Here is a 25,671-nt window from a genome sequence, read left to right as displayed (position 1 = left end):
ATTTGGAACCGCTTCGAGGATCAGCCGCCTGTTTTCCGATTTCATACCACAACCAGAAAACGAGACATGACGGAGCGTAAGAAATGAAAGTCGCGTATGTCTTCGCCACCAACATGGCATCGACGTTCAAGCTGGCCAGCATGATCCTGCCGCAACTGGAGGATGGTTCGCATGGCGCGACCGTCGTCGGCATGTTCTTCTTCGACGACAATCTGTTCTGCTTGCGTGAGGGCGATCCCGTCGGCGAGCGTTTGGCCGAGCTCGCGAAAGAACAGAACATCCTGTTGATGATCTGCGATCAATGTGCCGTACGCCGCAACCTTGCCGAGGGTACCTTCGAGCAGTGCGGCAAGGGAGAGGTGACGGCGAAAGGCATGGTCGCCGGTGTTCAGGCAGGCTGTTTTCCCCAGCTTTACGCCGCGCTCGCACCCAACGCCCCTGACTTCGTCATAACGCTCTGAAGGGCATTGATGTGCTAACGATCTGGCCCTGAGTCGTTCGCGGGGCCTGTCCGTTTGGACCTCATTCTCGGCGCGCGCCAGCACCTCAACGCCACGCCCAGTCGGCGCGGCGCTTGAGGGTCGATCAAGCGTTCGGCTGGCTAATCCAGATCGCTCCTAGTGCGTTCCTGATCCGCGTGCCTGGCGCACGCTGTCGCCAAGCCGAGCAATGCCGGCCTCGATCTCGTCGAGCGTCGGGTAACCAAAGGCCAGGCGGATGAAGGGGCCGGCGTCGTTGCGGATGTGGAAGTCGGAGCCGTGGGCGATGCTGACCTCGTTTTCCGCCGCGATCTCCTGAACACGGCCGGGATCGACGTCGTCCGGCAAGCGCACCCAAAGGAACAAGCCACCAGGGGGATGGGAGAACGAGCACTCGTTGCCCAGGTGACGATTGAGCGCGTCGAGCATGGCATCGCGCTTTTGCTTAAGCGCATCGTTGGCCATCTCGACATGCTGCCAAAGCTTGTCGTGCAGATACTCATACGTGATCGCCGCCGCGAGCGTGTTCGGGCCGGCGTCGTGGCGACGCGCCAGGACACGCTCCAGCAGAGCCGGTGACGCCGTCAGATAGCCGAGCCTGACACCGGGCGCGAAAATCTTGGAGAGTGAGCACAGATAGATATGCCGGGGATCGTCGTCCAGCGCATAAAGCGCTGGCGGTTTGTCGCCGTCGAAATGCACGTCGCCATAGCAGTTATCCTCGACGACGATGCAGTCGTACTGCCGCGCGAGCTCGATCAGTTTCAAGCGGCGGTCGCGCGACATGACCGCGCCGGTCGGGTTTTGGTAGGTCGCGAGCGTATAGATAAAAGGTGTCGGGCGACCTTCCTGGGCCAATCGCTCCAATGTGTCGGCCAGGGCATCCATGCGCATACCTTCCTCGTCAAGCGGCACGCCGACCATCTCGATGCCCATGGCATCGAACGCCCGGATGCTGCCGACATAGGAGTACTCCTCCATGACGACGAGGTCGTTACCTTCGCTCGCGGTTTCTGCCGCCAGCGTCACCGCCTGCATCGAACCGTTGGTCAGAACGATGTGGTCGGGGTCTATACGCACGCCCTCGCGCTCAAACTCGCGCTCGGCCATCAACCGGCGCAGGCCTTCATGGCCGAGCTTGCCGGGGTACTGGTTCAGGTCGGCCGCCATGGTCGGCAGGACGCGGGCCGCAGCCTCTCCGAAGGCCTCAGCCGGGAAGGTTTCGGGGTTCGTGTTGCCGGTGGCAAAACTGTATCGGATCAAGGCGCAATGACTCCCCTTCTGACGACGATTCATACTGGCATTGTCGCGGCGGTTCAGCTAGCGATGGCTTTCCCACGGCGCAACGGCCGTTCTCATCAAAGACCCGGAACAAGGGAGATGACGTGATGAAGGTCGGCTATATCGGGCTTGGCGTCATGGGCGGGCCCATGGCGCTGAACATCGCGAGCGCAAGCTTTGATCTCGTGGTGAACGACATCGATCGCGACAAGGCCGAACCGCAGATCGAGGCGGGCGCGGTCTGGGCGGCGACACCGCGCGAGGTCGCCGAGGCCGCCGATATCATCTTGACTTCCGTACCCGGACCGCCCCAGGTCGCCGCCGTCGCCAATGGGGAAGACGGTCTTCTTGCCGGCCTCGGCGACGGCAAGATATGGGCGGACATGACCACGAACCGTCCGGCCTTCGTCCGTGAGCTCGGTGACAGGGTAGCCGCCAAGGGCGCCGTCATGCTGGACGCACCGGTGACCGGGGCGGTTGACGGCGCGCGGCGTGGCGAGCTCACTATCTTTGTCGGCGGCGCATCGGGCGCGCTTGCCCGCTGCCAGCCGATCTTCGACGTCATGGGCAAAACCGTCGCCAGCGGCAAGCTGGGTGACGGCAACGTGGTCAAGCTGATCACCAACCAGCTCTGGTTCACTCATGCCCGCATTCTGGGCGAAGGTCTGGCATTGGGCGCCAAGGCCGGTGTCGACGTTCTGGTGCTGTGGGAAGCGATCAAGGCAAGCGTCGGCGACAGTTTCGTCGCCCACCACGATGCGCCGTCGATCTTCGCTGGCCATTACGACCCCTCGTTCTCAATCGCGCTGTGTCTGAAGGACCTCGGCCTGACAACGGAACTGGCACGCGAAGTCGGCGTGCCCGTCGCGCTGACCGAGAAGGTCGAGGAACTCTTCGGCGATGCCGAGACGACCTATGGCGGCGATGCGCCGGAATTGACTGTCGTCAAACTGGTCGAGGAGGCCGCCGGCGTTAGCCTGCGTGCCGATGGCGACTGGGTGCCGCACTGGGAAAAGTGAGGTCTTCGCGATGACCGGCAAATCCGAATTGGAACTGCGCCCCGTCGACATCAATAACTTCCGTGATGTCGGCCATCTGAAAGTCGGCAAGAAACAGGCGAAGTTCCTATGGAGCGGCGGCAGCCAGGTAGTGAACTGGCAGTTCCTGGTCGACTGCGCTTACATCCCCGACTGTGAGCCGCGCGCGGCCTACGTAAGGGACAAGCTGGTCGGCCTGATCGGCTGGTGCCGGCATCATCCAGATGGTCGTTTCCTGGAGCCAGCCATCCCCGGCGAATATGCTATCGACCACGTGATGATCGCCAAACGCCATCAGGGCAAGGGTTTCGGCCGCAAGATGATCGCGGCGGCAGTCGCCGAACTGATGATGCGAGCGGATTGCCGGCGCATCGTCCTGTCGGTCGACCCCGACAACAAAGACGCGATCAAGCTCTACAAACGCAGCGGCTTTCGCACGTGTTATCGCGACGACGACGGTGACATCTGGATGGAATACAAGTGGCATGAGTGAGGCCCGCCGGGACGATCCAGACCTGCACTTGCGCGACGTCGATCTCGGCAACTACTACCCCATCATGATGTTGGAGTTGGCCGACGATCAGCGCGATTTCGTCTGGACCAACAGCGGGCCGCTGGCCGAAGCGGCCTATGTACCGGGCTTCAGGCCGCGCGCGCTCTACCTAGGCGACGAGCCGGTCGGCCTTGGACTATGGGGCCCCTACTACCCTGGCTATGCCTATGAGAGCGCGCCCGAGCCCGGCGCCTACATCATCGACCACCTAATGATCGACAAACACCATCAAGGCCGGGGCTTCGGCCGGCGGCTCGTCGAACTAATGGTGAGCGAAATGAACGAGATCGCCGACTGTCAGCGCATCCTGCTCGCCGTCGAGCCACGCAACGAGAAAGCCATTGCGCTGTACCGCAAACTGGATTTCGACGATATCGGCCGCACCCACGAGGATGACATTCTCATGGAATTGAAGGCGCCGGCGAGCTGAGCGTCACCAGGCAATCGACAGCGGCGTGTCCGGACCCAGATCAATCGATAACCCCTGCCGACCCTGATCAAGCTCGATGTGAAGATGCGGCGCCGACGCAACCTCGATCTGGCAAAACTTGTGCTGCGCCAACATTGTCAGGGCCGGCGAAACGGACGGCGTTACCGTTGCGGCCAATCGAACGTTACTGACCGCTTGTGCGCCGCAGGCATGGTTGGGACCGCTGCCGTGAGCCGCTAGATCGGGTGGCACGACGAAGACCAACGGCGCGCCGCGCGCCGCCGGTTCGTCGGCCAGCAGAATGGCCGCCGGCTCGGGCAGGTACGCGGGCCGGTAGGGGACATAGGGAAAAGGAACGGCGTCACCCGCGCTTGGGTCGACGCGCAACGCGATACCGAATGGCGAGGCCGCTGTTTCCCGCCACCGCGAACGTTCATCGAGTTCCGTCGGCCGGGTCATCGGCGCGGTCACCTCGTCGCGGTCCGCCACCCAGAGAAACTCCAGATAACCGTTCTCGAAAAAGACGCACCGGTTGGCGGTGCCTTGTCCCGGATGATCGCGTTGCCCGGCAATCGTGAAACCGGCATCGGACAGTCTCTCGACCGCGGCGTCATGCGCATCGGTCAGAACAAACACATGGTCAAGCCGAAAGGCCACGGCGCGTCAGCCGGCCATTCGGCCGGTCAGGAGGTATGCGCCTTGGCGTCGATCTCGAAGAGGTCGCCACGTTCGCGCAGCACCGAATCCAGCCAGTCGGTCCGCATCTCCGGCACCGATGCCAGCAGCTTGCGCGTATAGTCCTCTTTCTGCGGCGGCGTGAAGATATCCTCGGTCGGGCCCTGTTCGACCACACCGCCCTTCCACATCACCACGGTCCGGTCGGCGATGTTGCGCACAATGCCGAGGTCGTGGGTGATGAACATGTAGGCGATGTCGGTTTCCTTCTGCAGACGCTCCAGCAACTCCAGAATGCCGGCGGCGACGACCTGATCGAGCGCCGACGTCACCTCGTCGCAGATGATCATCTCGGGATCGGCGGCCAAGGCGCGCGCGATGCACACACGCTGCTTTTGACCACCGGAGAGCTGGCCCGGGAACCGCTCGCCAAACTCCGGCGTCAGATCGATCTGCGCCAGGAGTTCGTTGACCCGCTCGGCGCGCTTCTTGCCGGTCAGGCCAAAATAAAAGCTCAATGGGCGGCCGATGATCTCGGCGACCGTCTGGCGCGGATTAATCGCGACATCGGGCATCTGATAGATCATCTGGACCTTGCGCAGTTCGTCGCGCTTGCGGTCCTTCAGCGCACGACTAAACGCCTGGCCTTCATATTCGACAACGCCCTTGAATGGCGGCAGCAACCCGGTGACGACGCGGGCCAGGGTCGACTTGCCACTGCCCGACTCGCCCACCACGGCCACCGTCTCGCCCTTGGCGATGTGGACGTTGATGTCCTCCAGCACATTGGTCTTGCCGTCATAACTGGCGGTAACGTCCTTGATCGCCAGAAGCGGCGGATCGGGCATCTTGACGTCGACCTTCGGCTTTGGCTCGCCCTTGCGCGCGGAGATCAGCTCCTTCGTATAGGGCTCGCGCGGGTCTTCCAGGACCTGCTGGGTTGGCCCGACTTCGATCAGATTGCCGTAGCGCAGCACCATGATGCGATCGGCGATCTGCGCGACCACGGCGAGGTCGTGGGTTATATAGAGCGCCGACGTGTTGTTGTTGCGGATGAGGTCGCGCACGGTCGCCAGCACCTCGATCTGCGTCGTCACGTCCAGCGCCGTCGTCGGTTCATCCAGCACCAAGAGATCGGGGCCGCAGGTCATGGCCATCGCCGACATGACACGCTGCAACTGTCCACCGGAGACCTGATGCGGGTAACGCATGCCGATCGAGTCCGGCGACGGCAGATCAAGCCTGCCGTATAGCTCGATCGCGCGCGCCGTGGCATCCTTCTCGTTCATCACCTCATGACGGATCGCGGTCTCGCAGACCTGATCGTTCAAGCGCTTGGCCGGGTTGAACGAGGCCGCCGCGCTTTGCGCGATATAGGCGGCGCGCACGCCGCGCATCTCGCGCCGCTGCTCTTCGTCCAGCGTCATCAGATCGGTGCCGTCGAAGAAGATCTTGCCGCCGGTGATCTTGCAGCCGGTCCGCGCAAAAGCCATGGACGCCAGACCGATGGTCGATTTGCCGGCGCCGGATTCACCGATCAGGCCGAGAACCTCGCCGCGTTCCAACTGCAGATCGACATCGTTGACGATCCGGTTCGTGCCGCCTTCGCCACCCCGGGCTTCGATCCGGAGCGCCTGCATATCGAGAAGATAGTCGGTCAATGTTCTTGATCCTCGAAAGCTGCGGCCACCGAACGGTTCTGCTTGGCCAGGATGAAGTCGACGAGGAGGTTGACGCCGACGGTCAAGATGCCGATCGCCGCGGCGGGGTAAAGCGGCGCCGCGATGCCGTAGGTGATGGCGGCGCTGTTCTCGCGCACCATGCCGCCCCAGTCCGCATAGGGCGGCTGGATGCCAAGACCCAGGAAGCTCAGCGACGCGATGAACAGGAACGCGAAGCTGAAGCGAAGACCAAACTCGGCAATCAGCGGTGTCACCGTGTTGGGTAGGACTTCGCGGCGCATGATCCACCACAGACCTTCGCCACGCAGACGTGCCGCCTCGACGAATTCCATCACCGCCACGTCCATCGCAATGGCGCGCGAAAGACGGAAGACGCGTGTCGAGTCGAGGACCGCGATCACCAGGATCAGAATGTAGATCTCCGAACCCAGCACCGAGATGACGACCAGCGCCAAAATCAAGGTCGGGATCGCCATCAGCGCGTCGACGATGCGGCTCAGCACCTGGTCAACCGCGCCGCGTACGACCGCGGCGGTGAAGCCCGCCAGGATGCCCATGGTGAACGACAGGATGGTCGCGATCAGCGCGACTGTAATTGTCGTCTGCGCGCCATAGATCATACGCGTCAGCATGTCGCGCCCGAGCTGGTCGCCGCCCAGCCAGTTTTCCGCGCTGGGTGGCGCCCATGGGTTGGTGACCAGGGCGGTCTCGCCATAGGGCGCGATCCACTGGGCGCAGATCATCACGAACACGTTGATCAGGATGATGATGACGCCGATCTTCGATGTGATCGGCATTTCGCCGAAGAGAGCCAGTGCTTTTTTCATGGCGGGCCTACTTCGGATGCCTGAGGCGTGGATTGGCCAGGATCGACAGGATGTCCGCGGTCAGGTTCAATCCGACATAGGTCATCGCGAAGATCAGGCCGCAGGCCTGCACGATCGGCACGTCGCGTTTCGACACGGCATCGACCATGTATTGCCCCATTCCCGGATAGACGAACACCACCTCGACGACGACGACGCCGACGACCAGATAGGCCAGGTTCAGGACAACAACGTTGATGATCGGCGACAGCGCGTTGGGCAGCGCGTGTTGTACGACAACGCGCCAGTTCTTGATGCCCTTAAGCTGCGCCATCTCGATATAGGGAGAGTTCATCACCGAGATGACCGCCGCGCGGGTCATGCGCATCATGTGCGCCAGGACAACCAACGTCAGCGTGATGGCGGGCAGGATCAGCGCCGCTAGGACCTCGCCGAAATCCATGCGGTCGTTGACGTTTGACAAGCTGGGCAGCCAGCCGAACTTGACCGCGACGAACAGGATGAGGATGTAGCCGACGAAAAACTCAGGCACCGAAATGATCATCAGGGTGGTGACCGAGATCGACTTGTCGAACGCCGTACCCTGCTTGATCGCCGCGATCAGACCCAGCGTAATGGCGAACGGCACCGAGATGAGCGCGGCCAAACCCGCCAGGGTCAGCGTGTTGCCGAATCGCTCGAAGACTTGCTCGGCGATCGGACGGCGGTTGCTCAGTGAATTGCCGAGATCGCCTTGAAGAAAGTTGCCGAGCCAGTCGAAGTAACGGAGGTAGGCTGGCCGGTCGAGACCGAGCGACGAGCGAATCGCCGCCAGATTCTCTTCGGTGGCGGCTTGACCCAGGATCGCCGTCGCCACGTCACCGGGAAGGATCTCCGTACCGACAAAAATGATGACCGAAACAACAATCAGGGTCAGCAGACCAAGCGCCAGGCGCCTGACGATCAATCCGAACATAGCGTTCCCTTCTTTCTAAGGGACGCATCGCGTACCGCGCGCGATACCAAACGCGCGCGCCAACGCAGACCGGCTGTTGCTTTCAAAACGCTCCCCCTTCTTATTCGGGGTCCCTCCAGTGCGGTCCATTTGATGCCCCATGAACCGCCTCGGGACCTCTCGCTTGGCGATATTGAAACCGATTGTCCAAACCTTGGGAACCCCCAATGTCAGCAGAGCCGCGGTGCGCCCACCCGGAACGCCGCGGTTATCAAGGGGTTTGACGGGATTTTGACCGTCCTTGCGGACAGGTTCTCACGCTGTCACAGGCACGTACCACTCCTCGCCGCGCACGGTGGTGACATATTCCGGCCAATGGAAACCGACCGGCGGATCAAAGTCCGGCGGCAGCAAGGGCGGCACCCATTTGGCGCCGCCGCGCCCGCCGCCGGTGCGTTCCTCGAACTCCGCGCGCGCCTTGTCGAGCTCATCGGGCTGGGTCAAGAGATCGACAGCGGTGGCGCCGATCGTCTTTGCGGCGCAGATGACTGTCGGATCAATGGTCGGCGAAAAACCGCCCATCGCATTCCACGACCACGCGGGATAATCGTAGCCGGCTTTTGGCGCTTTCAGCGTGCAGCGGCCGACGATCAACCGCACGGTCGGCGTATGCCAGGTCCAGTCGACATAGTCGTCGGACGTGTAGTTCAGTTGCCAGGGCGGCAGTTGCTGCCTGAGATCGGCCTCGCCGTCTTCGGGATCGTTCAACGTCACCATTTCTTCCAGCAGCGGCTGCTCCATGGGTTCGAAACCCAGGTTCTCTTGTATCTCGCGGCAGAAAGCGATGGCGTCGTCATCGAACTGGGGCGGGCCGACCAGTTCGAGATTGCGATAGCACAGGCGCGCCATCGCGTGATTGGGCAGACCAACCCGCGTCTTGGTGACCCATGACTTGGTGACGCGGCAGTGGGTCATGGCCGCGACATGTTCGGCGTTTTGATCCAACACTTCGGAAATGCGTTGCTGCATTTTCAGGTCCGGCGAACGCCAGGAATACTGGATTTGACTGAAGCGCGGCGCCAAGTTGTCGGAGGTCGCGTCGCCGGTGCCCAGAATCGCCTCGTTCAAGGTCCAAGTGCCGGTGTGCGGCAGCATGGATTCCTTCGTGTACTTCGTGGTCGTGTACATCAGGCAGAGCGCATCGTTGGCGCCCGGCGCGCGCGCCACCGTATGCGCGCTGGAACCGCCGGCTGCTACCATGCCCCGCCACGTCTCCGGTTCTTCGCATTCGAATGTGTAGATGCAGCTCCAATAGCTGCCGCAATGGGTGTCCCAGATCGCCGTGTTGGCGCGCAGCGTGCCGTAAGAGGGATGAAACGAAATGGCGGCATCCATGTCGTCGTAGTAACCTTTGGCGGCATGCACGGGCTTCGAGCCGCAGACCTTCTCCGCCGGCTCGCCCATGAACTTCAACCGGCCCTTGATGTCGTAGCTCTCCATTGAGGCCTTGGCCGCCAGAATGCCACCCAGCGCCGCCATGCCGAGGGCTGAATGGGGATCGGTATGGCCAGCGGCGGCGCGATGCATGCCATCGCGCGGTTTCTGGTAGGGCACGCGGTCCTGACAGTTACCGGGCACCGCGTCGTACTCCGCATAGGAACCGATGGTCGGGCCGTCGCCGTTCTGCCACGTCGCACAGAAAGCCGTCGGCATGCCGCCGGACCCCTCCTCGACCTCGAAGCCTTCCTGGCGCAGCCGGTCGACATACCAGGCCGCCGACTTGTACTCGCGCCACGCGGGCTCGTGCAGATCCCAGATCGTCGTATGCCAGTCCGACAAGGTCTGACGGTTGTCGTCAACCCAATCGAGCGCCGCTTTCTTCTGTTCCGAGATCGCCATGGCTGTTCCTCCCCATCGTTGCCGAGTTCGAGGATGGGCTTGAACGCCGACCAGGGTCAAACGACGGATTTGCGGCCAACTGACAACGTCAGTTCATGAACGAAGTACTACCCGCTCAGCCACGCGAACTTGGCGATGAAGACGGCGGCCAACACCAGGACCGCCGGTTTGGCGTCGCGGAAGCGGCCGGAGGCGAGCTTCAGGACTGCGTACGTGACGAAGCCGAGGGCCAGGCCGTCGGCGATCGAGAAGGTGAACGGCATGGCGATCGCCAGGACCACGGCCGGCGCGTACTCCGTCACATCGTTCCAGTCGATCTGGGTCAGTGCCTGGGTCATCAGGCAGGCGACGAACAAAAGTGCGGGCGCCGTCGCGTAGATCGGCACGGTATCGGCGAGCGGCGACAGGAAGAGCGCCAGCAAAAACAGGATGGCGACGACCACAGCCGTCAGGCCGGTTCGCCCGCCCGCCCTGACACCGGCGGCGCTTTCCACATAGCTCGTGACCGGCGACGTGCCGACAAAGGCGCCGGCAACGGTCGCGGTCGAATCGGCGATCAGGGCGCGCTTCAGGCGCGGCAGCTTGCCGTCGGCATCCAGAAGATTGGCGCGGTAGGCAACGCCGATCAGCGTGCCCGACGTGTCGAAGAGGTCGGTGAACAGAAACGCGATGATGACGGCGATCAACGCGACATCGAGCGCACCGGCGATGTCGAGCGCAAAGAAGACTGGCGAGGGATCGGGCGGCACATCGACGACCCCCTGGAAGTCGCTGACGCCCATGGCGATACCGACCGCCGTGACCGCCAGGATGCCGATGATGATGGCGCCCGGCACCTTCAGCGCATCAAGCGCGGCGATGACGATGAAGCCGGCGAGCGCCAGGATCACTGTCGTCTGCGTCAGATCGCCCATGGCGACCAACGTTACGGGGTCGTCGACCACGATGCCGGCGTTCTTGACCGCAATAATGCCCAGGAAGAGGCCGATGCCGGCGGCCGTCGCCATCTTCAATGACGTCGGGATCGAGTTGATGATCCACTCGCGCACCGGCAGGACCGAGATGATCACGAAGATGACGCCCGAGACGAAAACAGCGCCTAAAGCGACCTGCCACGTGTGCCCCATGCCCAGCACGACGCCATAGGTGAAAAAGGCGTTCAGGCCCATGCCTGGCGCCTGGGCGATCGGGTAGTTGGCGTAAAGGCCCATGATCGCGCAGCCCAGCGCCGCCGCGAGGCATGTGCCGACAAAGACCGCGTTAAAGTCCATGCCGGCGTCCGACAGTATCGCCGGGTTAACGAAGATGATGTAGGCCATGGTCAGGAACGTCGTCAGTCCCGCCAGCACCTCCGTGCGCACGTTTGTGCCGTGCTCTTCAAGTTTGAAGAAGCTCTTCAGCATGGCTCTCCCCCGGGCCCGGACCGCCTCCCCAAAGGCAGCCACCGGCGGCACCGTAGAGCGGATCATGGTTAGGTGGAACCGTCTTACGGTTCCACCTAACCGTGTGAATCCGCTCGCCATCTATGAATAGAGCAGATTCACCTGTCTCGTCGGAATCGCGAAGCGATTCCACCGAATCAGGATCTGCTCTACCAGCCCGGCCGATCTGGTGCCCAGAGCTTGATCCACAGCCTCAAGCTGCTTATAGAAGAACCTACCAACTGGCACTTGGTCGTTTGTGAAGGGCCGCCGCGGGACCGCATCCCCGGTCGCGCGGAACGCAAACGAAGGAGTTCGGTGCCATGTTGCCGGTTATCGACATTTCCAATCTTTCTTCCTCCGACATCAACGAGCGCCGCCGCGTCGCGCGCGCCCTGGGCGAGGCCTATGGCGAGGCGGGTTTCGCCTATATCGCCGATCACGGCATTCCCCAGTCGGTTATGGATGGCGCACTTGAGGCCATGCGCGCCTATTTCGCGAGGCCCGAGAGCGAAAAGCGCCTTTTGACCCGTCGCGAGGGCCGCTACCGCGGCTATGTTCCCGTCATGCCGTTCGGCCAGAACGCCAGCGAGGCGCCACCGGCGCTTTATGAAGCGTTTCTGATCGGCCACGATCCCGATCCCGATCATCCGGAGGTCCACGCCACGAAAGGACTCTACGGCCCCAATGTCTGGCCCAACGAACCCGATGAGTTCCGCCAGGCGATGACCGCCTATTGGCATGCCGTCTCGGACCTCTCGGACCGACTCCTGAAGGCCTTCGCGCTGACGCTCGATCAGGACGAGACGATCCTGATCGACAAGTTCAAGACGCCACTGACCAACATCTCATGCCTCTACTACCCGTCGCGCCCTGGCACCGAGCATCTGGAAGCCGACGACATGAACGCGCACCGCGACACCAACGCCATCACCATTCTGCTGCCGGGCAAGGTCGGCGGGCTGGAGGTCGCGTCGCCTGACGGCGGCTGGATCGAAGCGCCGCCCAAACCCGGCTGCTTTGTCGTCAATATCGGGAACATGATGGAGTGCTGGTCCGGCGGCAGGCTGAAGTCGACCTATCACCGGGTGCACCCGCCGCGCGATAGGGAACGCTACTCCATCGGTTTCTTCGCGGTGCCGGATTTCAACACCGTCGTCGAGCCTCTGCCCGGCCTGCCGGTGACCGGGACGCCCGACGACATGGCGCCACGCCATGCCGGCAAGGATCTGGCGGCCTTCGTCGCAAAGTTCGACAACGACGTTGTGGGCGCCAAGAGCGGCGCCGCCTGAGACGTTCGCAGTTTAGTCGGCATCGCCGGCCCGCTCTCCCTCCCTCCCAGACAAAACGCCGAGCGGCGTTTTCGCTGACGCCACCCTTGGCAGTGTCCTCGAGGTGGTCGGGAGGGGGAACGGGCCGGCGCAGGAGCCAGACCAATACGTCTCTCTAGGTGACTTTGGCGGCGTCTTTGTAGGCCTTCTTCAGTCTGTCCAGCGTGAAGCCTGGCTTGCGGCACGCGTCGAGGATGACCGCCTCGCGCCGTGCCTGCAGGTCGGCGGTCTTGACGACATCGCGGGCAACGTTGTCGGGGATGACGACTGCGCCGTGGCAATCGGCGTGCACGAGATCACCGTCGCGCACCACCATGCCCAGGACGTTCACATCGACCGCATAGTCGACCAGGTGTACGTGGGCATGGGACGGGCCGACCAGACCGGCGATCGCTTGGAAGCCGTCAGCGAAAGCGTCGAGGTCGCGGATGCTGCCGTTGGTCACCGTGCCCAGACAGCCGAACGCCTGGTGGATCGTGGAATTGACCTCACCCCAGAACGCGCCGAAGCCGGCTTGCGCACCGTCCAGATCCTGCACCACGCTGATCGCCGGTTTCGGCGCCTTGTCCAGATAGGCCCAATAGCCGTGGCGCTTGTCGACCGCCTGCCTCGGTGTCTGCGATGACGGCTCTATCGCCCGGCATGTCGCCGTCTTGGCATAACCGACAATCGGTTTCATCTCGGGCCGCAGACAGAAGAACGGTTCGACGATGAAACCCTTCGACTGATAGTCCGGCGCCAGGATGTCCAGCGTGTTGCAGATGGTCGGCGTATCGATCTCGGTGAGCGCGGCAAGTTCCTTGGCATTCAGGCGTTTGGTCATCGAACCTCTCCAATTCGAACGGACGTTTGTGTTTTGGGCATTGGCCGGGGTATGTGAACCGAACCTAGGCGCCGTCGATCTGCCGTTGATAGTCCTCGGCATCGAACCAACCGAACGATTCGATGACGCGCGGTGCATCGCTCAACGTCCACTCTTCCCATCCGCTGACCTTCACGTGGTTGGCGGTCTGGCTGTGATGGCCCTCCAATGTCCAGGCAAACAACGCGTGGTTGCCCGACAAACGCACCTCGTCCATGCGGACGATGAGATCGGGAAAGTCCTGATAGAAACCGGCGGCGGTTTCGGCGAATGCCGCGCGTCCGATGACCGGATCGCCTTTGTTGATTGTGATCCGTCCGTCCTCTTCATAGAACGCGGCAACGGACTCCGGCTTGTGCGATGACCATGCGGCCGCATAGGCCGTGGCCATCTCTCGAACGTCCCCTAACGATAGCGGCACCCAACGCCTCCTCTGCATGGGAAAAGTGACATGCGGCCACAAGGCCGCGCGCATGAAATCACGGCTGGGTTCGCCCGACAACAAGCGAACCACGTAGTCGGCCGCGCGGCGTTTGCCATATCGTCAGTTCGCGCATGGCAGGATATCGAACGGAACCTTGCCGCCCAGATTGCGCGCGCCGGTCTGTTCGATGACGAAGGTGTCGATCAGGCCGGTGTTCCAGAGCGTCTCGAAATTGCCGACGAAACCTTCCTCCCACACAACGTCGTCAGGTGGGTCCTCGTCATAGGAGAAGTTGAACTCGTCAACCCAGTCCGGCGGCAGGGCGATGCCAAGCTCGTAGCCGATGCACCAGCCGGGCGTGCCGGCCATGCCGACATCCTTATAGTAGCGGCGCAGCTCCGCATTGACCTCGCGCACCGGGCGCCCGGCGCGCGCCTCCTTCGAAAACACGTCCCACGAACCCGCCGACTTCTTGTACCAGTCGCGTACATCGGCCGGCGGCTCACCCACCCAGTAGCCGCGCAGAAGATTGCCGTGATAGCGGAAATAGACGCCGCAGGCATCGATCTTGACGTGCTCGTTTGCCTGCATGACCCGGCGGCGCGGCATCTGGTGGCCGCCGATTGTGTTGCCGGATTGGATCATGATCGGAATCGCCGAGAGTTCGCCGCCAGCGTGGTGCATGGCGTGCGCCATTTCGGCCTCGACATCCAGTTCCGTAACGCCCGGCTTGATGGTGCGCCATGCCGCCTCGTGGCCTAGCGCGCAGATGTCCATCGCCTTTTCGACGTGGGCGACTTCCGCTGGCGATTTCACGCGGCGCGCGTGGCGCAGGATCATGCTGGCGTCGACGACCTCACAGCCAGCGTCGCGGAACGCCGCCTCGATCGATTCGCTGACCAGCCGATTGGGCTGGTAGCTGCGCATCTCCAGCCCGACCCGCGTGCCCGGCTTGATCAGGCCGCTTGCCTGAAGCTCGCGCACGATGAACGGCGGCTGGCCCTCCGGACTGCGGTCGTCGAAAAAGCGCATGTCCTGGACGACGGAGGTCTTGTAGAGCAATGGGTCCTCGCCGATGGCATCGAAGTGGATGGGCTCATCCCACGCGCGCGCCAGCGCCGTGCCCAGGCAAGCACCCCAGTTCGACGGCGCGTGGGTGCGGTACCACGCCGCGAAATAGCCGTGCAGCCAACACATGTGCGCCGGCGAGGTCGCATAGAGGATGTCGATCCCGTCCGCCGCCATCATCGCCTTTGCCTTTGTCCAGCGCGCCTCGTATTCGCTGCGCGGGAAAGCAAGCTCGACCGGTTCGGCCGAGGTGCGGTCGAAACTGCCGGAGACGCGGGGCTGGACCATGGCGACCTCTTGTTCGTTATAATGACAGAATGTCCAAACCGACCACGGCCTGAGAAGGTCAGCAAGGGGAATCAGGGCTCCGACGCCGTTGCCTTGACAGGCGCGCCGGCATCACCTGTGGTCTTGGCCCACAACAGCGACGGGGATGACGGTTATGACCGAGTGGTGGCGCAAGACGGCGAGCGAACTGGCGACGGCAATTGCCGCGAAGGAAGTGTCGGCCGAAGAGGTCATGGAGAGCCACCTCGCCCGGGTCGATCAGGTGAACGGCAAGCTCAACGCCATCACGGTCAGGATGGATGCGGAGGCCCGCGCCGGTGCCCACGCCGCCGATGCAGCGGTCGCCGCTGGCGAGCCGCTCGGCCCGCTGCACGGTGTGCCCGTCACGATCAAGGAGAACGTCGACCAGAAGGGCTACGCCACAACCAACGGCGTCGAGGCCTTTGTCGAGATGGTGGCCGACGATGACTCGCCGGTCGTGGCCAATCTGCGCAAAGCCGGCGCCATCCCCATGGGCCGCACCAACACGCCAGAGTTCTCGCTGCGCTATTTCACCGACAACACCCTGCGCGGCCTGACCCACAATCCCTGGGCCAAGGACTTGACGCCCGGCGGTTCGTCCGGCGGCGCCAGCGCGGCCGTCGCGTCGGGCATGGGATCGATCGGTCACGGCAATGATCTCGGCGGCTCCGTGCGCTATCCGGCCTACGCTTGCGGCATTGTCGGCATCCGCCCCTCCATGGGCCGCGTGCCCGCCTATAACCCGACCCAGGTCGAGGAACGGCCGCCGACCATCCAGCTCATGAGCGTCCAGGGACCGCATTGCCGCAACGTCGCCGACACACGCCTGGCGCTGGCCGCCATGGCGGCGCGCGATCCGCGCGATCCCTGGTGGACGCCGGCCCCGCTCGACGACGCAGAACCCCATTCGCCGCGGCGCGCCGCGATCTATCCCGACCCCGGCGGCGTTGGCGTCGACAAGAATGTTGCCGACGCCGTGCGCAAGGCGGGCGATGCGCTCGCCAACGCAGGCTACGACGTCAAGGAGATCGACGGGCCGGACATCATGATCGCGGCCCGCCTTTGGATGCAGCTTCTGATGACGGAGTCCGGCATCTTGATGGAGCCAGCGATCCGTAACTACGGCAGCGACAAAATCAACCTGGTCTACGACCTCTACCTCGAAAGCCAGCCCCTGTACTTCGGCAACGACGCGCCGGATCAAAGCTTGGAGGGTTACCTGCGTGCGCTTGCCGGACGCACAAGCGTGGTGCGCGACTGGACGATGTTCCTGGATGATCACGATCTGTTTGTCGGTCCGGTCTCATGCGAACCGCCGTTCAAGATCGGCGATGACGAGACGTCGGCCGCGCGCACAGCCGAGATCTGGCGCGCCAACCGTCTGACTTATGGCATGAACCTGACCGGCCTGCCCTCGGTCGCCGTGCCGACCGGGCCGGTCGACGGCGTGCCCATGGGTGTTCAGATTATCGCCCAGCGTTTCCGCGAAGACCTGGCGCTCGATGCGGCCCAGGCGGTGGAAGACGCCTGCGGCGTGGCGACGCCGATCGATCCGGCCTGGTAGAGGCTTCTATTCCGCCGCAGTCGCCCGCGAGGGTTTGCGGTCGGCGGCGAGCGTGCGCGCCAGGTACTTCGAGAACTGCGCGACCGTGCCCTCGAAGTGGGAGAGCGGGCCGCGTGCTGCCTTACGCGAACGCATGACCTTGGCAAGCTCCGTCGTTGCCAGCGCGTCTTCCTCGTTGACCTTGGCGATGAGGTCGCGGCGCTGGTCGGCAATCTTCGGGTTGTCGGCGAGGATCTCGTTCCAGACGAGATAACCGCCCAGCACCTTGGTCTTCTCGACGCCGTCCGGACGGAACGACAGCCAGTTGTTGGTGCCCGGACGCATCGCCATGGTGAACGCCGGGAAGACATAGACCATGTAACCGGTCTCCAGTTCCTCCTGGGTCATGCCGGAAAGGTCGCCGACCGGGTTCATGGCGTGCGCCTTGCCACTCAGGAACTCGTCGCCCATGCGGCAGCGTTCGTGGGTGAAGGTCGTGTCAGTCGCCGGCGCCTCGGGAATGTAGGTGCCTTTGGCCGGCATTTGCTCGCCCACTGTGTCGGCATGCAGACCGATGTGATGGTAGTACTCCATGGAGTTCTCGGCACTGAGCTTCCAGTTGCCGTTCCACGTGGTCTCGTAGTGGAAGATCTCCGTCTGGTCACCGATGCGGTAGTTGACCGAGGCCTCCTCCATCGACGCCATCACCGGCTGCAGCGGTTCGGCATCATCGTCCAGGTTGACGAACAGGAAACCCATCCAGTTTTCGAGCCGGTATTCCGGCAGGCTGCACGCCTTCTTGTCGAACGCGGTCGAGCCTTCCATGTGCGGTGCGGCAACCAGCCGGCCGTCGGTGCCGTAGACCCAGGCGTGATAGGGACAGACGAAGCGCTTGGTATTGCCCTGGTCCTGCACCACCGGCATGTAGCGGTGACGGCACACACTGTTCAGCGCCCGCACCTTTCCGTCGGTGCCGCGCACGATGATGACCGGCTCGCCCATGACGTCGATGGTGTAGTAGTCGCCGGTCTCCGCCACATATTCGTCCCGACCCACGCACAGCCACGACTTCTCGAAGATTTCGCGGACTTCCAACGCGTGAAGGTCGGCATCAAGATAGGCCTCGCGCGGCAGCGACCAGCAGGCATTGTCCGGCGTCGTCAGGTAGGCGCCGAGATCATCCAGGAGATCGTCAAGCGATTTAGCCATGACTAGACGCAGGTTGCCGCGTCATCGGCGACGGGCTCGCCGCCCATGCGGCCCAGATACCAAGCGACAAAACCGATCGTGCCGCGCTCGCGCGCGGAATAGACGCCTGGCGCATAGCGCCGGGAGTTCACACCGAGCTGGTTGTCACCGATGATCTTGGTGTCCTCGACCGTCGTCACGTCCCACATCCAAACGACCTTATCAACGTCATAGTCGCGGCCTTCCTCTGCATCGCCGCGCACCAACCAGGTCACGATGACCTCCGTGTGGGTCGCATTCACCGGCGTGAAGCGGAACAAGGTGGCGTGGTCGTTGGCGAGGTAGACGTAAAACAGCGGACCGAATATCAGCAGGGTCTCGCCGCCGTCCCATTGCTTGAGGTCACCCATCAGGGGCGCCACGGGCTGGCCGTCCTCCGACAGCGTCACCGAACCGTCGCGGATCGGCTGGCGGAACGCACCGATCGGCTGCTTGTCGTTCTGGCCTTCGCCCCAGGGTCGCAAGCCGCGGGTGACATGGCCCTTGGCTTCCCATTCGTCGGCCCATGCGTCGACCACTTTGTCGCGCGCCGGCCGGTCGCGGTTGCCGTCGTTCACATAGGCGTTGACCATCGTGTACTCAGGATGGGCCGGCGCGCAGTGATAACACTCGCGGAAGTTCTCGACGGCGAGCTTCCAATTACCGTCTGTCGGATAGTCCTTGATGGCAATGATCTTCGATGAGTCGAGCCGGTAGGGCTCGATAAAGGGCGCGAATGACCCTTTGATCTCGTCGAAGTCGATGACGTCGGGATCGTCTTCCTTGGCCAGGTTGATGAACATCAAGCCCTGCCAGACACGAACCTGGCAGGCGAACCAGGGCCAGTCTTCCGGCTTGAAGTCTTCCGGCATCAATGCCGCGCGGATCAGCTGACCTTCCAGGTCGTAGACCCAGGCGTGATAGGGGCAGATCAGCGTGCGGACATTGTCCTTCTCTTTGAGGCAAATTCGGCTGCCGCGATGACGGCAGACGTTGAAGAAGGCACGGACCTCGTCGTCCTTGCCGCGCACCAGGATGATGGATTCACCGGCAATCTCGTAGGTGATGACATCGCCCGGGTTCGGAATGGCCGACACATGGTCGACAAAGAGCCACTGCTTGGCGACGATGTATTCGAGATCGCGCTCGAATATTGATGGATCCGTATAGAACGGCTGTTCCAGCGACATGCCCGGTGTCTGACGGGCGACCAAGTCTTCCAGCGACAGCGCAGGTTCGATCGACATCACGGACCTCCACAAGCCATTTCACGCGCAACTTTCCCGCCGCGAAGGGGCAGACGTCAACCAGAATGACAGGTGCTTGGGCTCGGCAACCCTGGGTTAGCGCTCGGCGAGCGCCAGACGCAGCCCCAAACCGGCGAACGCGGCCGCGAAGCCCCGCCGGATGACCAGCATGACGGTCGGTCGTTCGACGATGTAATCGCGCGCGTAGGCAGCAAGCAGGCCATAGGCGACAAAGACGACAAGCGTCATCGCCATGAAGACCAGGGCCAACATCACCATGTGCAGGGTCGGATGGGCGGCGAGCGGATCGATGAACTGCGGCAGGAACGCCACGAAGAAGATCGACAGCTTGGGGTTCAGCAAGTTGATGGCGACCCCGCGACGCACGATCTGACCCATGCGCCGCTGTTGGCCCGCCTCGCCCACGGTAAGCGCGCCGCCTTCGCGCCACGCACTCCACGCGAGATAGAGAAGGTAGGCGACGCCGGCGTAGCGAACGATGTCGAACGCCAGCGCACTGGTGTGAACGATCGCCGCCAGGCCCAGGATTGTCGCGACGATGTGGGGCACGATGCCCAGGGTGCAGCCGAACGCGGCGTAGACGCTGGCCCGCTTGCCAAGGCCGATGCCGTTGGCAAGCGTGTAGATCACGCCGGTTCCAGGCGCGATCACGATCACCAAGGCCGTCACGAGGAACTCCCAACTCATGATAACGCTCCGTCTGTGCATCTGACCGCTCGTCAACGCGAACGTAGTGCAACGTTTCAGCCGTGCAAGAAGAGTCTCGTGCGGCGGCGCAATCGAAGCCAGGGGTGCCAATCAGGCTACATCCACGGCGGCCGATAGCCGGTCGGCGAAGGTTTGCACGACCTTGAGCCGCGAATAGCGTTTGTCGTTGCCCTCGACCAGCGTCCACGGCGCCAGCGAGGTGCTGGTGTACTGCACCATGTCGTTCACTGCCTGCTCATAGGCCTCCCACTGGCTGCGGTTTCGCCAGTCCTCGTCCGTCAGCTTCCAGCGCTTGTGCGGCGTCTTCTCGCGCGCCTTGAAACGTGCCAGCTGTTCGTCCTTCGAGATGTGGATCCAGTATTTGATCAGCACGATTCCGTGCTCGATCAACTGCTCCTCGAAATCGTTGATCTCCGCATAGGAACGACGCCATTCGTCCTCGGTCGCAAAGCCGTTGATCCGCTCCACAAGAACACGGCCGTACCACGAGCGATCGAAAACCGTGACGCGGCCGGCGCGTGGCAGATGGCGCCAGAACCGCCAGAGGTAATGCTGAGCCTTTTCCTCGTCGGTCGGCGCGGCGATGCCGTGGACCTGCAGATTGCGCGCGTCGAGGCCTTCGTTGATGCGGCGAATGGCACCGCCCTTGCCCGCCGCGTCGGGCCCTTCGAACACCAGGAGACTGGAGACCTTTTTTGCCTTCGCTTTCAGATGCAGGCGATGGAGCCGCGCCTGCTGCTCGATCAATTGGTCGTCATAGCCTTCCTTGTCCGCCTGCTTTGCCATGTCGAGCCGGCTCAACACCGTGATCGACGTCGCGGCATTGAACGCGGCGTCGTTCGACCGTTTAGCCGCTGCGGCGCGCTTGGACTGTTTGTCTTTCTTGTCTTTCTTGTTGGCTTTCGCCAACGCGTCGGCCTGGTTGAGCCGCGCGCGATGTTCCTGAAGTTTCTTGTCGAGTTCATCGCGCAGGATCGTCGCGACAGTCACGGCGCGATAATTGGGATCGACACCTTCGACGACGGTCCAAGGCGCGATGCCCCGGTTGCTTCGGGTGATGACCTGTTCTGCGGTGCTGATGAAACGGTCGTAGATTTTCCAGTTGTCCCAATCGCGCTCGGTCACCCTGGCCTTGGTCAACGGATCACGTTCCAGACTCTTCAAGCGTTCTTCCTGGGCGCTGTGGCTCAGATGCATCCAGAATTTCTGAATCATCGCGCCGTCGCGCGCCAAGGCCCGCTCAAAGCGCACGACGCGGCTGAGCTGCTTCAAGAACGTCGCTTCGTCCATGGTGCCCTGGGCATGCTCGACGACCGGTCTGGAGTACCAGGCGCTCAGGAACATGCCGATGCGCCCGCGCGGCGGAAGGTCACGCCAGTAGCGCCAGAACTCCGGGCGCTCGCGTTCGCCATCGGTCGCCTCGTCGTAAGCCCGGGTGATCAGCCAGCGCGGATCCATCCACTCGTTGAGCAGACTGACAGTTTCGCCTTTTCCGCCGCCGTCGACACCGGCGAAGATCAGGATGACCTGGAAGTCACCACCCTTGTGCAGCTCGTTCTGCAGCTGGAGCAGTTCCTGGCGCAGAACAGTCTCGATTTTCCTGAATTCCTTGCGCGGTATAGCGCGGCCAAGCTCGGCGGTATCAAACATGACGTTACCCCATGCGCTGGCGTCCCGGCCACGCATGCGACCCGGACGCCCACGTATCGTTGAGCTGCCATGTTACAGAAAGACGGATCCGGACAATTGATCTAGCGCAAAGTGTCCGGAAACGTCTCAGGACGCCAAACGCTCCAGATACCAGCTGGCGAAACTGCTGGAATAGCTTTCCTGCGGCGCGTAAGGCCCAGGCAAGTAGCGGGTCGAGTTAACGCCTTTCTGGTTGTCGATGATGATCTTGGTGTCCTCGATCGTCGTGACATCCCACATCCATTTGAGGCGCGCGAGGTCATAGTCCTTGCCTTCTTCCGCATCGGCGCGGACATGCCACGTCACGACGACATCGGAGTGGGTTGCGGTGACCGGCGTGAAACGGAACATGCACAGGTGATCGGCGCACAGATAAGCATAGGAGAGTGCGCCGAAGGTAAAGGCCGTTTCGCCGCCGTCCCAATCGTTGAGGTCGCCGAGCAACGGCGCGACCGGCTGGCCGTCCTCGGACAGCGTGACGTAACCCTCGCGGATCGGCTGGCGCCAGTAGCCATAGGGCTGGCGGCTGTCGCTCCCGCTGGTCTCGTCCCAGCCGACCGGGTGGCCCAGCTTGACCGTTTCCTTCTCCCATTCCTTGACCACCGGCTGATAGTTCTCCCAGCCCTTGTCGGTACCGCGCACATAGGCGTTGACCATGGTGTATTCAGGATGGGCGGGAATGCAGTGGTAACACTCCCTGAAATTGTCGACGACCAGCTTCCAGTTCGCCGCTGTCGGATAAACCTCGCGATGGACGATCTTGGTGTCTTCCAGCCGGTGAAGCGCGACGAACCGTTCGAGATCGTCGGCCATGGCATCAAACGGCGCGACGTCGGGATCGCCCTCCGCGGCCATGTTGATGAAGATCAGGCCGTGCCAGACGCGCACTTGACACTTGTGCAGCGGGAACTTTGCCTTGTCGAAATCCCCGGGCATGCCGCGCGCGCCGATCAGATTGCCGTCGAGATCATAGACCCAGGCGTGATAGGGGCAGGTCAGCGTGCGGACGCTGCCTGACTCCTTCAGACAGATATGGCTGCCGCGATGACGGCAGACATTGAAGAACGCGTTGACCGCACCCTCCTTGCCACGCACGACGATGATCGACTCCTCGCCGATGTTGTAGAGCAGAAAGTCGCCCTTGTTCGGTATCTCGGAGACATGGTCGACATAGATCCACGACTTGCCGACGATCTTTTGCAGATCGCGCTTGAAGATATCGGGGTCACAATAGAACGGCTGTTCCAGGGTGAAGCCCGGCTTCTGCCGTTTGATCAGGTCCTCAAAGGACACAACGCCGCCGCCATTTTGCATCGCCGTCGCCTCCACGCGAAATGTCTGTAAGCGGCAGAAATGCTAGCGCTTTCGGCCCTTCGGCGGCAAGCGAGATTCATTCATGCCAGCCATAACCCCATTTATTCAATGGGATTGTCCCGTGCTTCGCCGCCCTATCCAACGACCTCCAGCTCGTACGGCACCTTGGACATCAGCCGCGCCTCGTCCTCTAAGAAACACAGCGTTTCGATCATGAAATAGAGACCCTTCTGGCGCGGCATGAAGTACTGGTTTTCATAGTTCACCGCCGTGCCCGGCTCGAACACACGATCGATGTTCTCGGTCGAATTGACGTCGTAAATGAAGTTGCCGACCCAGTCGGGTGGGAAGGCGATGCCCATCTCGTAACCGCCGATGAAGCCGCGGTCCTGCCACACGCCCTGCTCCTCGTAGAAGGCTTTCATGGTGTCATAGAGTTCCTTGACCGGCAGGTTGGGCCTGATGAGGTCGCCCAGCACCTTCATCGACGCCGAGCATCGAGCGGCATAGTCCATGACGTCCTGGCCCGGGTCGCCGCAGGCATAGGTGCGCGCCATGTTGCAGTGATAGCGCTTGACCACGCCCGAACAGTCGACCAACACCAGCTCGCCTTCCTGGATCTTGCGCCGCGACGACATGGCGTGCGCCGCATTCGCCTTCTTGCCGGAGAGAACCGGCTGGGTGATCGCCGGGTTTTCGCCGCCGGCCTTGGCGAGTCCGGCAACCATTTCGCCATAGACCTCCAGCTCCATGACACCCGGCCGGATCGCGTTCTTCGCGGCCATGAGCCCGGCATCGGCGACGCGCGCCGCGTCCTCGATCGCCGCCATTTCCAGCGGCGACTTGACCCAGCGGACCTCGCGCAGCACATCGGTGCCGTCGACCACACGGGCGCCGGCATCAACGAACTTCTGCTCAAAGCGCTGAGACAGCACGCGGTTCGGGCGGTAGCTCCAGAACTCCAGGCCGACCGTCGTGCCGTCCTTGAGCCAGCCGTCGTCCTTCAACTGCTCAATGATGAAGGCCTGGCCGTCGCGCATGGAGTCCGGCGGAAAGATGCGGGTGTCCTTCGAACACGAGCAATAGCGCGACAACACCCATTCCCGCTCGGTGTCGAACAGCATGAACGTCGGCTGTTCGACATGAACGGCGATGCCGCCCGTCGCTGGCCACTGCTTGGGGCTCTGCGCCTGGAACCACTCGCACTGGTATCCGGAGAGGTAGTTGATGCCTTCCGGCGCGGAGACGAACAGCACGTCGATACCGCGTTCGGCCATCTCAGCCTGCACCTTCCGCAAGCGCGCGTCGTACTCTTCTTGTGGGAACGGCACTTCCAGATCGGGCGTGCAGTTCTGCAGGACGTCGTCGCGGTAGCTCAGGCTCATGGTGTCCCCACGTAATCGTCGGCTGAATCAAATCGACAGGCGGTTCAGCATGCACTGCGGCCGGTGAGCCGTGCTAGCCTCAATATCGATGGAAAACACCACACCGGCATCAGACTGGTCGAGCGACCTTCCCTTCGGCCTGCCGTTCAGCATCGATGAATACAAGGCGCGCCTGGCCGCGGTCCGCGCGACGATGGGCGTCGCCGACCTTGATCTGCTGCTCGTCTCAAGCCCTGAGAACATCTATTGGCTGACCGGCTACCGCACGACCGGCTACTACGTTTACCAGCTGCTGATCGTGCCGGCCGAAGGCGAGCCCGTATTCGTGACGAGCCGGCTTGAAGGCGAAGCGGTCCGCGCGCTGAGCTGGGTCAAAGACAACGTAACGGTCTTCATGGGCGACGACGAGGTTGCCCTCAGCATCGGCGCGGCGCGCGGGGCGTCCCCCGCCGTCCGGCGTTTCGGTTATGAGGAACGTGGCTTCTGGCTGCCGCCGCAAATCCTGGATGCGTTTCGCGATACCTTTGGTGAGCAAGCCGGTGTCGCGTCCGGTGCCATCCTAGAAGACGCGCGGCGCATCAAGTCGCCGGCGGAGATCGCCTTGATCCGCGAAGCCGCGCGGATCGCCTCCATCGGCATGGCCGCCGGCATCGCCGCGGTCGAGCCGGGCAAGACGGAGAACGTCATCGCCGGATCGGTCTTTGCCGCCATGATGGCCGAGGGCGGCGAACAGCCCGCCGGCGGTCCCTATGTGGTCGCCGGGCCGCGCGCGGCGGTGACCCACATGCTGCCGGAGCGCGCCGAGGTAAAGGCGGGCGAGCCGGTCTATTTCGAGGTCGGCGGCTGCTATCGCCGCTACTCCGGTTCGCTGATGCGTATGGCCTGCGTCGGACCGCCGTCGAATGCGATGGCGAACCGCGCCGCCGTCATGATCGAGGCACTTGAGGCGATGATCGACACGATCCGGTCCGGCGTCACCAGCCAGGACGTCGACCGCGCCGGCCGCGAGGTCGTCGCGCAAGCGGGATTGGCCGAGTGTTTCCGTCATCGCGCCGGCTATTCGTTGGGCGTCGCCTTCGCGCCCGGTTGGGGTGAAGGCCTGGTGATGGATATTGCCGAGGGCAACGAACGACCGCTCGAAGCGGGCATGGTGTTCCATCTGGTGCCCATGGTCGGCTTCCGCGGCTGGGGCAACATGGGTTTCAGCGAAACCGTGTTGGTTGCCGAGGGAGGTTGTGAGATTTTGACCGATATGCCACGAGAACTGGCTGTCTGCTGATCCCTGCAGACAGGGATTTGACCGAATCAACACGCCGTACAGCAAC

At 62.8% G+C, this 25,671-nt stretch carries 23 protein-coding genes; 7 read left to right on the top strand and 16 right to left on the bottom strand.

What is annotated here, in order from left to right; translation table 11 throughout:
- Positions 1-83 precede the first annotated feature (83 nt).
- The gene (locus AAF563_04990; protein MEM7120611.1) at positions 84-461 is read left to right on the top strand and encodes a SaoD/DsrE family protein; all 378 of its coding nucleotides are present in this window, start codon (positions 84-86) and stop codon (positions 459-461) included.
- A 156-nt stretch (positions 462-617) separates the two neighbouring features.
- Here AAF563_04990 and AAF563_04985 read toward each other — a convergent pair whose 3' ends face one another.
- Positions 618-1,742: a PLP-dependent aminotransferase family protein gene (locus AAF563_04985; protein ID MEM7120610.1), complete on the bottom strand. Its 1,125-nt coding sequence runs from the start codon at positions 1,740-1,742 to the stop codon at positions 618-620.
- 125 nt (positions 1,743-1,867) lie between these two features.
- Between AAF563_04985 and AAF563_04980 the strand changes: the two genes are divergently transcribed.
- Genes AAF563_04980 through AAF563_04970 form a run of 3 tightly spaced genes read left to right on the top strand, consistent with a single transcriptional unit; the run spans position 1,868 to position 3,780 of the window.
- Positions 1,868-2,779 (top strand): NAD(P)-dependent oxidoreductase, encoded by a 912-nt coding sequence (locus AAF563_04980; GenBank protein ID MEM7120609.1) that lies wholly within the window; start codon positions 1,868-1,870, stop codon positions 2,777-2,779.
- Between the two features lie 10 nt (positions 2,780-2,789).
- Positions 2,790-3,290, top strand: a complete 501-nt coding sequence (locus tag AAF563_04975; protein MEM7120608.1) for a GNAT family N-acetyltransferase — start codon at positions 2,790-2,792, stop codon at positions 3,288-3,290.
- Positions 3,283-3,780, top strand: coding sequence for a GNAT family N-acetyltransferase (locus AAF563_04970; protein MEM7120607.1), 498 nt, complete (start codon positions 3,283-3,285; stop codon positions 3,778-3,780). The genes AAF563_04975 and AAF563_04970 overlap by 8 nt, the downstream gene beginning before the upstream one ends.
- Before the next feature lie 3 nt (positions 3,781-3,783).
- On the opposite strand, the gene AAF563_04965 is transcribed toward AAF563_04970, so the two are convergent.
- The 6 genes from AAF563_04965 to AAF563_04940 all read right to left on the bottom strand — a co-directional run bounded on the left by AAF563_04965 (position 3,784) and on the right by AAF563_04940 (position 11,200).
- Positions 3,784-4,437 carry a VOC family protein gene (locus tag AAF563_04965; protein ID MEM7120606.1) on the bottom strand — a complete coding sequence of 218 codons (654 nt, stop codon included), beginning with the start codon at positions 4,435-4,437 and terminating at the stop codon, positions 3,784-3,786.
- A 26-nt stretch (positions 4,438-4,463) separates the two neighbouring features.
- On the bottom strand, positions 4,464-6,095 hold the full coding sequence (locus AAF563_04960; GenBank protein MEM7120605.1) for an ABC transporter ATP-binding protein: 1,632 nt from the start codon (positions 6,093-6,095) through the stop codon (positions 4,464-4,466).
- Between the two features lie 17 nt (positions 6,096-6,112).
- Positions 6,113-6,964, bottom strand: a complete 852-nt coding sequence (locus AAF563_04955) for an ABC transporter permease (protein MEM7120604.1) — start codon at positions 6,962-6,964, stop codon at positions 6,113-6,115.
- Positions 6,965-6,971: 7 nt separating this feature from the next.
- Positions 6,972-7,919 (bottom strand): ABC transporter permease, encoded by a 948-nt coding sequence (locus AAF563_04950; GenBank protein ID MEM7120603.1) that lies wholly within the window; start codon positions 7,917-7,919, stop codon positions 6,972-6,974.
- 294 nt (positions 7,920-8,213) lie between these two features.
- Complete coding sequence (locus AAF563_04945) at positions 8,214-9,797, bottom strand: amidohydrolase (protein MEM7120602.1); 1,584 nt, start codon at positions 9,795-9,797, stop codon at positions 8,214-8,216.
- A gap of 107 nt (positions 9,798-9,904) precedes the next feature.
- The gene (locus AAF563_04940) at positions 9,905-11,200 is read right to left on the bottom strand and encodes an NCS2 family permease (GenBank protein ID MEM7120601.1); all 1,296 of its coding nucleotides are present in this window, start codon (positions 11,198-11,200) and stop codon (positions 9,905-9,907) included.
- 341 nt (positions 11,201-11,541) lie between these two features.
- Between AAF563_04940 and AAF563_04935 the strand changes: the two genes are divergently transcribed.
- Positions 11,542-12,510, top strand: coding sequence for a 2-oxoglutarate and iron-dependent oxygenase domain-containing protein (locus AAF563_04935; GenBank protein MEM7120600.1), 969 nt, complete (start codon positions 11,542-11,544; stop codon positions 12,508-12,510).
- Positions 12,511-12,664: 154 nt separating this feature from the next.
- Here the strand turns inward: AAF563_04935 and AAF563_04930 are convergent, their stop codons facing one another.
- From AAF563_04930 to AAF563_04920, 3 genes are all read right to left on the bottom strand, one after another.
- The gene (locus tag AAF563_04930) at positions 12,665-13,372 is read right to left on the bottom strand and encodes an RraA family protein (protein ID MEM7120599.1); all 708 of its coding nucleotides are present in this window, start codon (positions 13,370-13,372) and stop codon (positions 12,665-12,667) included.
- A gap of 64 nt (positions 13,373-13,436) precedes the next feature.
- A complete protein-coding gene (locus AAF563_04925; GenBank protein MEM7120598.1) occupies positions 13,437-13,802 on the bottom strand; it encodes a nuclear transport factor 2 family protein in 366 nt (121 codons plus the stop codon).
- 153 nt (positions 13,803-13,955) lie between these two features.
- Entirely contained in the window at positions 13,956-15,191 is a 1,236-nt protein-coding gene (locus tag AAF563_04920) for a M24 family metallopeptidase (GenBank protein ID MEM7120597.1), read from the bottom strand.
- Between the two features lie 154 nt (positions 15,192-15,345).
- On the opposite strand from AAF563_04920, the gene AAF563_04915 reads away from it, so the two are divergent.
- Entirely contained in the window at positions 15,346-16,776 is a 1,431-nt protein-coding gene (locus AAF563_04915) for an amidase (protein ID MEM7120596.1), read from the top strand.
- Between the two features lie 6 nt (positions 16,777-16,782).
- Here AAF563_04915 and AAF563_04910 read toward each other — a convergent pair whose 3' ends face one another.
- From AAF563_04910 to AAF563_04885, 6 genes are all read right to left on the bottom strand, one after another.
- Positions 16,783-17,964: an aromatic ring-hydroxylating dioxygenase subunit alpha gene (locus AAF563_04910; GenBank protein ID MEM7120595.1), complete on the bottom strand. Its 1,182-nt coding sequence runs from the start codon at positions 17,962-17,964 to the stop codon at positions 16,783-16,785.
- A gap of 2 nt (positions 17,965-17,966) precedes the next feature.
- Positions 17,967-19,229, bottom strand: coding sequence for an aromatic ring-hydroxylating dioxygenase subunit alpha (locus AAF563_04905; GenBank protein MEM7120594.1), 1,263 nt, complete (start codon positions 19,227-19,229; stop codon positions 17,967-17,969).
- A gap of 96 nt (positions 19,230-19,325) precedes the next feature.
- Entirely contained in the window at positions 19,326-19,937 is a 612-nt protein-coding gene (locus AAF563_04900) for a LysE family translocator (protein ID MEM7120593.1), read from the bottom strand.
- 111 nt (positions 19,938-20,048) lie between these two features.
- Positions 20,049-21,608: a polyphosphate:AMP phosphotransferase gene (gene pap / locus AAF563_04895; protein MEM7120592.1), complete on the bottom strand. Its 1,560-nt coding sequence runs from the start codon at positions 21,606-21,608 to the stop codon at positions 20,049-20,051.
- A 126-nt stretch (positions 21,609-21,734) separates the two neighbouring features.
- The gene (locus AAF563_04890; GenBank protein ID MEM7120591.1) at positions 21,735-22,961 is read right to left on the bottom strand and encodes an aromatic ring-hydroxylating dioxygenase subunit alpha; all 1,227 of its coding nucleotides are present in this window, start codon (positions 22,959-22,961) and stop codon (positions 21,735-21,737) included.
- Positions 22,962-23,095: 134 nt separating this feature from the next.
- Positions 23,096-24,346, bottom strand: a complete 1,251-nt coding sequence (locus tag AAF563_04885) for a Xaa-Pro peptidase family protein (GenBank protein ID MEM7120590.1) — start codon at positions 24,344-24,346, stop codon at positions 23,096-23,098.
- An 88-nt stretch (positions 24,347-24,434) separates the two neighbouring features.
- Here AAF563_04885 and AAF563_04880 point away from each other — a divergent pair, with 88 nt between their 5' ends.
- The gene (locus AAF563_04880; GenBank protein MEM7120589.1) at positions 24,435-25,625 is read left to right on the top strand and encodes a Xaa-Pro peptidase family protein; all 1,191 of its coding nucleotides are present in this window, start codon (positions 24,435-24,437) and stop codon (positions 25,623-25,625) included.
- Positions 25,626-25,671: the final 46 nt, after the last annotated feature.

It is taken from the genome of Pseudomonadota bacterium (assembly GCA_039028155.1).
Classification (GTDB): domain Bacteria; phylum Pseudomonadota; class Alphaproteobacteria; order SP197; family SP197; genus JANQGO01.
Note: the sequence above shows the minus strand (reverse complement) of the source record. Positions and strands in the feature narration are given on the sequence as shown.